The sequence below is a fragment of the Lewinella sp. IMCC34191 genome (assembly GCF_003390935.1).
Classification (GTDB): domain Bacteria; phylum Bacteroidota; class Bacteroidia; order Chitinophagales; family Saprospiraceae; genus Neolewinella.
Genome location: NZ_QNQZ01000006.1, coordinates 94,459 through 107,217, shown reverse-complemented (window position 1 = coordinate 107,217; position 12,759 = coordinate 94,459). Strand labels below are relative to the sequence as shown.

Genomic DNA, 12,759 nt, shown 5'->3' with positions numbered 1-12,759 from the left:
CTAATTTCTATTTGGGGTGCTAAACGATGGCTTAGCGCAAATTACTACATTCGGTACTGATCCGCTGGTCTTCGACGTCCACCTCGGTGCGCAGTGCGGTAATCAGCTGTTGCGGAACGCGGCTGCGGCTGCTGGTGTTGATGGCCTGCCGTGCGGTCGGAATACTGCCGCTACTGCCTGCTGGCGCGTCGGATAGCGGCTTGACCAGGTATACGCCACGCTGACCTACGATCGGCTGGCTGACTTGTCCGGTAGCCACGCTGCTGGCGGCGGCGATCACTTTCGGCTCGCTACCGATTCCCTGCGCTAGTGACTGCTGGGTGAAGGTGATGCCATTTAGCGTATCCACGGCAACATCGTACTGCGAAGCGGCGGCATTCAGGTCGAGGCCAGCCAGGGATTCCGCCAGCTGACGTCCTTTGAGTTGGTTGCGTACCTCCGGCATGATGCTCTCCTTTACGGCCTGGACGGGGGCTATTCCTTCGGGAATAACGTTCTCCACTCCGGCTACCAGGTAGCGATTTTCGTAGAAGAAGTTGGGGTCGGTAAAGGTATAGACGAATCCGCTCAGGTCTCCCTCATCGGCCGTAAAGGCCCAGCAGATCAGGTCACGAACGTCCTGGCCGCCACCGATGCCGGGAAGCTGGAAGGTGCCGATATCGAGGGGTTGCGTGGTTTCCACCGTAAGTCCTTCGGCCTCGGCGGCATCCTTCAGTTCCTGTAAGCTACCCTTACCGGTGAGGAATTCCTCCGCACGCTGGCGGATCGCATCCTCCGAATCTTTGCTCGGGACCATGGGCTCGGATACGTAGGCCACCTTCGCCCGGGTTTCCGTTTCGTTGCTGCGATTGGTTACCTGGACAAGTTGTACACCGTCCTGGGTACGTACCTTGGTCCACTGGCCGACCTCGCCGGTCACGAAGGCCACTCGCTCGACGGCGGGGGCCAGCTGCCCGGGAGCTACGTCTTCCTGGACGCCGGAGGTAGCGATGCTGCGACCGTCCCGGTTAAACTCATCAGCCAGTTCGGTGAAGTTGCTGTCGTCCTCACGCAGCACGGTCAGCAGGCTGTCGATGAGACGGTTGGCCTCGGAGAATTGCGTTGGGATCGTCGCGTTACGCTTGATGGTACGAAGGCTCACGCTTTCCGGATATTCCCGGCGGTCGATGAGCTTTACCAGGGCCATTAGGCTGCCTTCAACGAAGGGGCCGTACACCTCGCCGATCTCCATGTTTTCCATAATCGTACCACCCACGGACACGGGCAGCTGATCCTGGTTGACGTAGGCGCCGGTGTAGGAGCCATTGGCGGTTAGGGCAAACAGACTGTCGCCACGGGGGGCGGTGTTGCGCCATTCCGAGGCCAGGTCTTCCAGGGTGGAGCGCACGGCGGCGGAATCTTCCGGTGTGGCATCGACGCCGAAGCTGACGTAGGTAAGCTGGCGCGTTTCTTCCAGGTTATCGAAAGTGCTGCGCCGCTCGTCGATGTATGTCTGGATGTCATCATCGCTGACTTCGACGGCGTCGTTGTCGAGTTCGTCAAAGGGTACGCGAACGATCGCAACGCGGCGACTGGCGGTCATGGCATCGGCGTAATCCTGAGCCATCCATTCGGGAGCGTACATAGCTTTGGATACCAGAGCGGTCAGTTTTTCCTGTAGTCGCTGGGTGCTTACGCGGCGGTTTTGATAGCGCCAGATATCCACGAAATTCGGCGGTAGTTCACCCGCCTGGATACCGTCGTTGATGCTGTTCTCCTGGATGCGCGTCCGTACGCCCTGCAGCAATTGTGCATTCACCTGTCCGGTCTGCGGATCGCCGTAGCTCTGGCGGATGATGGGGCTGTAACGCGGACCGTAGGTCAGTTCTTCCAACTCGGCATCCGTTACCTGAAGACCCAGCCGCTGGGTTTCGTTCCGGACCAGCCCTTCGGTAAGGTAGTAGTTCCACAGGTTGCTGCGGTTCTCGTACGCATCCGCCGAGCTGTTGGTCACGGATAGCGTGCGCTCGAAATCATTGCGCTCGATCTCAACCTCACCCACGCGGGCCATCATGGCCTCCACCGGTCCGATGGGGCCACTGCTGCCACTGTTCAGGATGTCCGAAAGGACGAAAAGGGCAATACCCCCACCGATGAAAAGGAGTACGACTAATGGATTGCTTCTGATCTTACCAATAAGTGCCATAGGTAACGTCTAAGTTTTACCGTCTCCTTGCGGAACGGGGCGCGAAGATACTAATTAATGTTCGGTCAAAAAGGTCTGCCCTGCGCTGAAGATGGGAGCTATGTAACTCTCCGGATTTTTAGGCGAAGTCCAGCAGGCGTTCGTAGACCTTATCAACCGGCAGGCCCATGATGGTTGGGTAGGTGCCTTCGATCCGGTTGATCTTGGCCAGGCCGATCCATTCTTGGATAGCATAGGCGCCGGCTTTGTCGTACGGCCGGTAGGTATCGACGTAGGCCTCCATTTCTTCCTGCCGGATGGTGTTCATGTACACAAAGGCGGAACTGCTGAAGACGACTTGCTTGTGCGTCGATTTCAGGCAGCAACCCGTCACGACCGTATGCCGCTTTCCGGATAAACGGGATAGGATCTGTAGGGCGTGGTCCCGGTCCCGGGGCTTGCCGAAGATCTCGTCGTCGAGAATGACTACGCTATCCGCCGTCAGCAGGACTTCCTCCGGCGCGGCAAGCAGATCCGCCGATTTCTCGGCCTTCAGGCGAGCCAGGTACGGGGCAACTTCCAGGACCGGCGTTTCCGGTGGATAAACTTCTTCTACCTCGGTGGTGCGAATGGTAAAGGGAATGCCCGCCTGCTCGAGCAAATAACTCCGGCGGGGTGACTTACTCGCCAGTATCAGGGAGAGATGGGATGGCAAAAGCATCAGGAATAGGTGGTTTGGCCGAAGAGAATGCGCTCAACGTCCTCGCAGATGATGTGCCCGAGCAGCAGGTGCCCCTCCTGTATGCGGGGGGTATCCGTGCTCGGGATATTGATTAGTATATCCACCAGGTGGCCAAGCTCCCCGCCGCTGGCGCCGGTCATGGCAACCAGCGTACAGCCGGCCCGCTTCCCGGCAACGGCCGCGGCAAGTACGTTGCGGCTGTTGCCACTCGTACTGATGAGGAAGAGCACGTCGCCCGCGCGGCCCATGGCGGTGGTGAGCCGGGAGAAAGCGTGGTCGTATCCGTAGTCATTGGACACCGCCGTCAGGAAACTGGTATTGACGTGCATGGCTTCCGCGAAAAGCGGTGGCCGGTCGAGGTAGAAGCGCCCACTCAGCTCGGCAGCGAGGTGCTGGGCGTCAGCGGCCGAACCCCCGTTGCCGCAGAAAAGTACCTTTCCGTCGGCTCGGAAGGTCGTCACGCAGGCCTGGGTAGCCGCCTGCACGCGGTCGAGCAGCGCATCGTCATTCAGAATGCGTTGTTTGACATCGATGGCGGCCTGAATTCGTTCGCGGGACATAGCTGAGGATAAATAATCAGGGCCACGCCGGGGAAAGGCGTGGCCCTGAGAAGCACAAATCTACAAACTGTAGGACCGTTTACATTTTCATGAAGGGCTTCACGGTTTCGCGGTTGCCTTCGATCACCTGTACCCGGTACATGCCGCGGGGAAGGTCGAACACTTCGACGCGAACGTTCAGCAGGTCAGCATCTTTGTTGTACTGCATGTCCCGGATCTGACGTCCGTTCATATCCAACAGCCGGAGCGTTACTTCGCCGGTGAAGTCACTCGTCAGGTCGAGCGTGAAGGCATCGACGGCCGGGTTCGGATACACTGCCACGAGGGGCTCGGCACCCATTTCCAGGTCGTTGGCTTCGGGCGTATCGCTCTCATTCGAGCTGGAGGGCATCGTCATCATCATGACGCCGCTGCTGCTACTGCTGGTCGTACAGTTGTAGGCTGCCGCGCCGTTGCCGGAGGGTAGGGCCTTGTCCAGGGAGAGCACCACCTTATCGATACCGGTCCGGGTTTCCCGGTTGGCGATCGTAATAGTGTGCGAACCGGTGGAAAGCTTGAAGGTGACCAGTTTGCCGTCGTGGTTGACTTTGCGCCATTCCAGACCGTTAGTCAGGAGAGCGTCGCCACCGACTTCTTTCCACATCTTCACCCAGTTGCCATTATCTACCTGCACCCAGATCGAGTTGCTGCCGACGTCCGGAGCAAGCATACGTAGCGACATATGATATGTACCCGGCGTTCCTACGGTTACCTGGTACTTCAACAACTGGGAGGCGTCACCGGCCGGGGGAGACGAGGTTTTGTTGCTACTGGTGTTCATAACGTAGAACCCGTTGGTAGCGGAGCCGTCGGCTACTTTTTCCCACTTGCCGCCAATGGTCCCGCATTCCGCCTCTAGCGCCATATCCGATGCTCCTTCCGGAATCGCGCTACCACAGTTGGTAGCGGCATCGCCTTCGCCGTTGGGGAGAGCGCCGTTCTTGTTGAGGTGAATCCGATCCAGCATGGCGCCTTCCTCCCGGAAAGTGAACTGAATGGTGTTCGATCCCTCCTTCAGGTTGATGAGTTCGGGCATCTCGTTCCATTTAAAACCTACTCCGGATTGGATGTTCTGGTACCAACTAAACCAGCTACCTCCGTTGACGCGCACCCAGAAGGAATCATCGCTGTAGCCCGTGGAAGCAATCCGACCGAAGAGGTGGTACTTGCCCGCCTCGGAGACATCCAGGTCGAAAGTCAGGTAGTTGTCGGAGTTTTCGTAGGGAGGCGAAGACAAGGCTTCGCGGCCACGGACGACAGCGTACTTTCCGTTGACGGCGGAGGAAGAACGTTCGATGGACCAACGGCCACCGATGCTGGCACACTCCGATTCAAGCCAAAACTCGGTGGGGTCATTGGAAGCGACGGGCGGCGGAGCGGGGTCCGAGCTTTCTTCTTCCGTTTCGGGTTCGTCAGTCACTCCGCCCGAACAGTTGGCAGCTTCGCCACCGAGGCCGCTGGGAGAGGTACCGATCGCACTCAGGAAAATCTTGTCGAGTTTTCCGTCCGCCTCGCGGAATCCAAAATCAAGCGTATTGATACCATCCTTCAGCGTGAGCTGATCCGCATACTCGTTCCACACGAATTTACCGGAATAGTTGATGCCGTTACCCCATTTGAGCCAGCTTCCTCCGTTTAGGCGAATCCAGTAGGAGTCGCTGTTGCGGTCGGCGGCCGAGATGCGGGCGAACAGCGTTACCAGTTTGCTGCCTTCGCTTGAGAGGTTGAAGCGCACGATGTTTTCCGGGGCATCGCTGGGCGGATAATTCAGGGAGGTCTTGGTCGTTGTGACGTAGGAGCCGTTGGAAGCGCCGCTGTTATTATAGGTCTTCCACCGGGAGCCCACCTTGGCACACTCTGCCTCCAGCCAGACTTCGTTTTGGCTGCGCGATACCGAGGTGTTGTTGTCGCAATTGACACCGCCAAGACCCATATTGCTGGGCCGCTGGGTAGTAGACGTCAGGTATACCTTATCCAATTTGGCATCCGCTTCGCGGTAAGCGAAGTCGATAATGTTTTCGCCTTCCTTCAACTGAATCTTGTCGGAGTATTTATTCCATTCAAACGATCCGGTAGATTGAATTCCGGTAAACCATTCCATCCAGTATCCGCCGTTTACCCGAACCCAGTACGAGTCGCTGGCGAGGGTTGCGGAGGAGATGCGGGCGAAGAGGTTGACGAACTGTTTGTTCGGGCTATCGAAGGTAAAGCGAATCCGGTTGCGGGCCACATCCGATGGCGTTGTTTCAAAGGAGTTTTCAATGGGGACCACGTAGTAGCCACCCGCCGCGTTATCATCGGCTACCAGGCTCCACTTGGATCCGATTTCCGCACACTCGGGTTCGAGCCAGAAGGCATCGATACCGTGGCCGGTGGGTGGCTCGACCACCATGGTGTACCGGTCAGTGGATTTGGCTCCGAAGTCGTCCGTCACGGTCATCAGGATGTGATAGACGCCCTCTTTTTCAAAGGTGATGGTAGGGGTGGGACCGGAGGCCGCGCCGCCTTCCCAGCTCCAGTTGTAATCGACGATTTCGCCGTCTACATCGTAGGACTTGAGGGCGTCAAATTCGACGGTCAGGGGAGCGTTGCCCGCCTCGACGCTATTCGTGAAGTGGCCAACGGGAATTTCGTTGTCGTAGGCATAGGTAGCGCAGTCGAAAAGGTTCGGCCGAACCTCAACGATGCTGTTGCGGGAGCATTCGCTTCCCCCGGAAAGCACGTAGGTGCCGGGTGATTTGACGACCGGGTTTTGCTCGTTGGATTTAAATCCGTTGGGTCCCGTCCAACGGTAAATGCCGGTAGAGGTCTCCCCACGCAGCATAATGCTGCCGCTGGCACAACCCAAAATCTTGCCCAGGTAGTCAGCTGAGGCCTCTGCGGAGCAGATCAGGGAGGTATTGTCGATGTGCAGGGAGAAATCAACCGTCGAACGGCTGCCGTTTTCGTCGGTACCCATCACCCTGATCTCGTAAATACTAGATGCTTCCGAGGCGGGTGCCTTGATGGTGAAAGTGCCGGTGTTGTCATCCAGGGTGATCCAACTGGGCAGAGCCTGGCCATTGGTCTGCTTGGCTTCGTAGTTAAGCGCCGGCCCTTTGGCGAAGGATCCGTTGACCACGAAGGTTGTGGTAATATTTACCGGTGCCGTGATCGGGTGGATGGGCACGACGTCGGGAACCGAAGTCGGTGCTTCGCCGGGCAGTGCAGTGAGTGGGGTAGCTGATAGCGTGAGGCATAACAGAAGCCAAGCGGTAAGAGACCGCGTTAAGCGTAGAGCCATAATGTTGGTTTATTTAAAAGCAAATTCCAGTAAAGCGCTGCGAAGATAGAGGTATTAACGTAGCCGGGGTGACCGACAGTGTTTTGACCCTTGTTAAAATTACCCGTACCCACACTATTTGTACCGGTTTGCTCGGGAAGCCGCTTTTTTTCGGAAGTGGCTTCCCCAACGGTACCGTGGGATGTCGGGGAGAGTACAGCGCTTTTCATTCCATTTGGTGATTCAGATTAGGTTCATTTGGGCGGCCAGCGCAGGTAATATGCCGGCGGTAAACAGGAAGGCCGTTCGGAGACGAGAGCCATTGCACGTGCTCTCCGAACGGTCATCGGATTCATCGTTTGACAAAGGGCACGACCAACGGTCGGCCTTCGCTGATGACGCGGATCTGGTACATCCCGGGGGTAAGGTTGCCAACCTCCAGGAGGGTACGTAGCTGATCGGCCTCTTTGGCCTGCTTCAGCGTGGTAATCGTACGCCCGGTTACGTCGCTAATGAAGATATCGACGTCGCCAACGTAGTCGTCTGTGTACTCAAGGGTGAGTCTGGTCTCCACCGGGTTAGGGTAGAGCTTCACGGTCCCGTCGGGCACCTCCGAAAGGGTGGTGGCCGGTGTAATGCTGGCACCGGCTTGCAGGAGTTGCGAACCAGCGCAGTTCGTGGCCGCGATGCCTTCTCCTATCGGCAACTGGGAAGAAAGGGAAAGGTTCAGCTTATCGAGCATGGTTCCGGATTCCCGATTGGCCAGGGTGATGGTGTGCTGGCCTACTCCGAGACGGAAGGTCACGTCCGCGCCATCGTCATTCACCTTACGCCATTCAAAGCCGTTGGTGATGAGCTTATCGCCACCGACTTTCTTCCACATCTGGACCCAATCGCCATTGTCTACCTGAATCCACACGGAGTTGTCACCGAAGGTGGGGGCGTTAAGTCGGAGGAAAAGGTGATAGTCGCCGGCGGCGGTCACGTCCACGTTGAAGTATGCTTTACGGTCGGAATCGGCATCGCCCGGGACATTCAGGTTCCGCGTGCCGGTATAGACGATGTAGGTATCGTTCGAAGCAGCCGGTGAGCTAGCAGTCGACCATCCGGAGCCCAGGTCTCCACACTCGATTTCCAACCACTCGTCCGTACCATCGTCGGCCAGGTCTTCGCAGTTGTCATCCACCCCTCCGTAGCCCGAGGGAGTGGTATTCATCCCGGTCAGGTAGAGCTTGTCCAGCTGCAGGCCGTCCTCGCGGAAGGCGATATCGATGGTGTTCGTACCCGCCTGTAGATTGATCGAGCCCTCGGGATATTCCCGCCAGACAAAGCCGGGATCGCCCGAAAGACCACGGCTCCAGGCATACCAGCCTCCACCGTTGACCCGTAAGTAGAAGGAGTCGTCCTGTCCGGAAGCGGCCAGTATGCGGGCGAAAAGCCGGTAGGCTCCCGCGGAAGCGGTTGTGACGGAGAAACTGACCTGGTTCGACGCCCGATCGGCGGGCGGGGCACTGTAGCTGTTGCCGTTCTCTACGACCACGTAACTTCCGTTGGACGCGGCACTGGAAGCTTTTACGCTCCACTTCGCCCCTACGCTGGCACATTCGGCCTCCAGCCAGAATTCGTCATCGCCGTTAGGAGGGGGTGGGGGTGTCCCGGGGTCGGGGGAGACGACTACGTTCACTACGTCCGTGGCCGTAGCGCCGTCATCGTCCGTTACCGTTAGCGTGACCGCGTAGGTGCCTTCACCTAGCGTTACCACCTCGCGCTGTCCGGTGCCTCCACCGCCGGACCACTTCCAGTCGTACTTGGTGATGGTGCCGTCGGTATCGCTGGATTGGCTTCCGTCGAAGGTCAACGTCAACGGCGCGATGCCGGAAGAGGTAGAAACGGATGCGCGGGCTACGGGAGGCTGGTTCGCTACCGTGCCGCAGTTCCCGGCGGCTTCGCCCGTTCCGGTGGGATAGGTATTCGTACGCGACACCAGGATTTTGTCCAGTCGCGTATCCCCTTCCCGGAATGCAAAATCGATGGTATTGGTCCCCTCGCGCAGGGAGGAGAAATTGCTGCCGCCGTAGAGGTTCCACTGGAAGCCCGCCCCTTCGGTTATTCCTCTTTTCCACTCAAACCAGCTGTTTCCGTTCACGCGAACCCAGTAAGAATCCGAGTTCGTGGAGGGGGCCTGGATTCGGGCGAGCAGGTAGTAACTTCCCTGTTCCACGTTGTCCAGGGTGAAGCGTATACGGTTGGCCGGAACGTCCTCGGGCGACACCGACAGGGATGATTTGGTCGATACCACGTACCGGCCACCGGAGGCGGCGGAACTGCTAACCGTTTTCCAATTGCTGCCTACCGTCGCGCATTCCGCTTCCAGCCAAAAGTCGGTAGCACGCGGTTCCTGCTCCGGGTCTACCTTTATCGTGACCACGTCGGTAGCCAGCTTACCCTGATTGTCGCGGACGGTCAGGGTGATGTTATAAGTTCCTGCATCCAGCACTAATTCCGGTTTTGGCCCGGCGGCCGTATTGCCATTCCACGTCCAGGCATATTCCACGATACTGCCGTCGGTATCCTGCGACCCGGAGCCGTCCAGGGTCACGTCTAGCGGGGCAACTCCCCGGGTTCGGCTAGCGGTGGCGTTTGCCGTAGGCGCCACATTGGTGGAGCCACCGGTACCGCAATCGGGGTCACTGAAGACCTCCACTATGCTGATGCGATCGCAATCGCTGCCGGCTGCGAGCTTGTAGATGCCGGCTTTACTTACGGTCGGGTTCTGCGCGGTACTGCTAAACCCATTGGGTCCGGTCCACCGGTATACGCCGGTCGAGGTATAACCACTGAGCTGGACTTTACTGTCGCTGCAGCGAAGCACTTTGCCGGTAGTGGAAGTATTCGCGTCCACCGTACAGTTGATGGAGGAGTCGTCAACCACGAGGGCAAAGGTGGATGTCGCCGTCAGGCCGTTGTACCCTTTGGCCGTCACCTTGACTTCGTACAGCTTACCAGCCGCATTAGCGGGGGCCTTGATGTCAAAGACCCCCCGTGTGCGATCGAACGCTACCCAGGACGGCAAGCTTCCCCCTCCCGCCAGACCGGCGGTGAAGGTGAATTTATTGCCCGCGTATCCCCGGTCGAAGGCGCCGTTAACGTTCATTTCCGTTGCCTTACCAGCCTCTACCGTAAGGTTTGGTATATCCAGGGCGGTAGGGACGTTCTCCGGCCGGGCGTTGATGATGTAGATCGCGTTGTCATTCCAGTCGCAATTGGACGAGCCCTGCCCGCAACCGTTTCCGATGTAGTCCATCAGCGCGATGTACTCGTTCGGAACGAGCCGTCCCTTGTAATCGATCACCCGGTATACCCGGATGCCAAGAATCTCATCTTTGAGACTTCCATTCGGGGTGCCACCCGTAGTCTTGAAGCCCGCGATGGTAATTTTAAAGCGATTTTCGGCACGGCTGGCATAGTCGCCCGCCAGGTCGGTGGTGGTGTTTGTCGCGCGGGATAGCAGACTTTGGTGGTAGGCGCTTCCGTGTATGAACCGCATATCACCCTGGAGTACGTTCTTATCGCCCAGAAACTCCGTTTTTACCTGCCCAGGGCCGTGCAGGGCCGCCAGCTGGAATGCCCGGATGGGTTTCTTCGGGTCCGCCTGCGTGAACCACCGCGACAAAATCAAGTCGCCATGAACGCCGGCGTTCACGTCCTTTTCCGTGGGGTAATCGGAACTGGGACGGACGATATAGTTCCCGTATTGGTCCTTTCCCATTTCCGTCTGGAAGCCAAAGGATTGAAAGATTTGCTGGGCATCAATTTCATTCCCCCCCTCGGGCTTCGTCATGTATGCGCCCCGGAACGTGACATCGATACTTCCTGCATTGTCCGCGTTGCTGCTCATCACGAGCTTATCGGTCACCAGGCGCTTGGCACGACCGTCATCGGTGACGAAGGTGACCGTTACGGTGATGTACTTGCCAGGGTCAACGCTCAGGCCGCCACTGGGAATACTTACTCCACTGATCCGGAAGTTGTCGGTGTTGGTAGTAGTGAGCTTGGTAATCACCAGCTTACCGGTACCGTCATTGTGGATGCGCATCTTGTTGCTCTCCGTCGTCAGCAGTCGAACCCCCTTGCTGTTGATCGGATTTAAGATGCGGTGGAAGGTAAAAAAGTCTTCGGCGGGGAAGCCCCGATTCGAACCGGGGACTTTAGTCATGTTTTCAATGCGAACGATCGCACCGCTAGCGGCATCCGCCGCTATAATCGATTGAGGACCAAAAATACCAAGGAAGCCAAAGATGAGGACAAAAGCACTGGGTAGACATCTACCACTAAGTGTAAAAGGTGACAGCATAGAAGGTTGGTTTAGCGATAATCCAAAAAGCGAGACATTGAATACGAAGCAGCCAGTGCTGTCCAAAGGACGGCACGACAATAAATCGCGTCAATTTGCTTTGTGGAAGACCACCAACCGCAGCTAGCTGCACGGCCGGATAGGGTTTGGCTCGGCACAAATATCGCACATATATTTTAAATACACCAATACGCCGCTACTTTAATGGCGGAGGCTGACCGGCGGTTACCTGAGCCTCCATGTAAAAGGGCCGTACCCGGAAGGATACGGTCCTTGGAATGGATAAATGGTATCGGTAAGATCAGCGGAGCTTCACGAAGCTGCTCACCGTCGTCCGGTCCCCTTCAATGACAACGCTACGGTAGGTGCCCGGTGGTAGATCGCTGGCATCGAGACTTATCCGTAGCCGGGAGCTGGTTTTATCGTACTCCTGGTGGCTTATGGCCCTTCCCGTAGCATCGTAGATGCGCATTTCCATGCTGCCCTCGTAAGCGGATTCGATCTGGACGGTGAGATCCTTCTCAACGGGGTTGGGGAAAAGCGTGACCGTTGTCGTACCCTCCTCCCCAATTAGGCGTTCCTGCTGGACGAAGGGCGTCTGAAAGTCTGCTCCGGCTACGGCAGACTGTTGACAGTTGGTTGCCTCCGGTCCGTTTAAGCGTGCCGGTTCTTACCCGTTCACGTCAGCATAGGTGACCGGTCCGTCTTCAGCCATACGTGCTTCACGGTGATTATCCACCATGGTGAAACCGGTCAAGTCGACGCGGTACAAGCCATTAGGTACGGCTATTTCCCATGAGCCTTCCAGGCTCCGGTTGCCGGTGGTTCAACTCCCGATATCGTTACCCTGAAGGTGAGCCAGGGTTTCCTGCCGCAAGTTCAGGCCGGGATAATCGCCGCGGTTCCGACCGATTCCGGTGCCGGGCGACGTCATATCAATGGGGTTCCGTCCGATAACTTCGTCCAACCGTAGCTGAGACCGGATGGCTGCAAAGCATATGCCTGTCCATAATCCGCCAGGTTGCCGGCGGGAGGAGTCGTTGTGGCGTTCTGAAAGTTGATCTGGTAAGGGAAGTCGACCGTAACCGGCTCCTGCTGCAGTACTTCGGTCACCACATCCGCGTAGTCGGTACTGATGCGGATAGGTCCGACAAGCGCTGCATGACCCGCGCTACCTACACTGCTAATAAACAGGCGACCGACCATCGGAACGCCCGTTACAGCGTGCGATCCCGCGGTCGTCCAGGTAGTTTCCCCGTCTGTCAGCTCGGGAGAGACGGTCCACGGTTGCGCGGTCAGGGGTAGGTAATCGTGCGCATGGCTACCCTCCGAAAATGATAAACTATGCGATACTTCGGCTATACCCGTATTAATTACCGGTATGGCTGCATCCGTGGTCTTTTCCCGTGCCCAGTGAACGCCTGCAATTTCGTGGCGATTTCCTTCACCATAGGTATCGAAATTCTCAATTATGGGAGGTATAGGGTACTGCGAGTAGAGAAATAGGGGCAATAAAAGGGTGGTAAGCAACAGGCAGGCTGTCGCAGGGCTTACGATAATTCATGGTGTTGTTCTTAGTGTCTTGTGACTATTATAACTGATAGTAAACGTGCGTAAAATTGTAGTAATTCGCTTGGT

General features: G+C 57.3%; 7 protein-coding genes. All 7 read right to left on the bottom strand.

Translation table 11 applies throughout. From position 1 onward, the window contains the following. Positions 1–31: 31 nt before the first annotated feature. The 7 genes from DRW39_RS12895 to DRW39_RS12865 all read right to left on the bottom strand — a co-directional run bounded on the left by DRW39_RS12895 (position 32) and on the right by DRW39_RS12865 (position 12,633). The gene (locus DRW39_RS12895; protein WP_116107467.1) at positions 32–2,185 is read right to left on the bottom strand and encodes a SurA N-terminal domain-containing protein; all 2,154 of its coding nucleotides are present in this window, start codon (positions 2,183–2,185) and stop codon (positions 32–34) included. A gap of 118 nt (positions 2,186–2,303) precedes the next feature. Beyond that, the gene (locus DRW39_RS12890) at positions 2,304–2,885 is read right to left on the bottom strand and encodes a Maf family nucleotide pyrophosphatase (protein ID WP_116107466.1); all 582 of its coding nucleotides are present in this window, start codon (positions 2,883–2,885) and stop codon (positions 2,304–2,306) included. Beyond that, positions 2,885–3,466: an SIS domain-containing protein gene (locus DRW39_RS12885; RefSeq protein WP_116107465.1), complete on the bottom strand. Its 582-nt coding sequence runs from the start codon at positions 3,464–3,466 to the stop codon at positions 2,885–2,887. Before DRW39_RS12885 ends, DRW39_RS12890 begins: the two co-directional genes overlap by 1 nt. Before the next feature lie 79 nt (positions 3,467–3,545). Further along, positions 3,546–6,788: a PKD domain-containing protein gene (locus tag DRW39_RS12880; RefSeq protein ID WP_116107464.1), complete on the bottom strand. Its 3,243-nt coding sequence runs from the start codon at positions 6,786–6,788 to the stop codon at positions 3,546–3,548. 331 nt (positions 6,789–7,119) lie between these two features. Next, positions 7,120–10,983 (bottom strand): PKD domain-containing protein, encoded by a 3,864-nt coding sequence (locus tag DRW39_RS12875; RefSeq protein WP_157976091.1) that lies wholly within the window; start codon positions 10,981–10,983, stop codon positions 7,120–7,122. Positions 10,984–11,422: 439 nt separating this feature from the next. Then, the gene (locus tag DRW39_RS12870) at positions 11,423–11,692 is read right to left on the bottom strand and encodes a T9SS type A sorting domain-containing protein (protein ID WP_116107462.1); all 270 of its coding nucleotides are present in this window, start codon (positions 11,690–11,692) and stop codon (positions 11,423–11,425) included. Between the two features lie 359 nt (positions 11,693–12,051). Next, the gene (locus DRW39_RS12865) at positions 12,052–12,633 is read right to left on the bottom strand and encodes a hypothetical protein (RefSeq protein ID WP_157976090.1); all 582 of its coding nucleotides are present in this window, start codon (positions 12,631–12,633) and stop codon (positions 12,052–12,054) included. Positions 12,634–12,759: the final 126 nt, after the last annotated feature.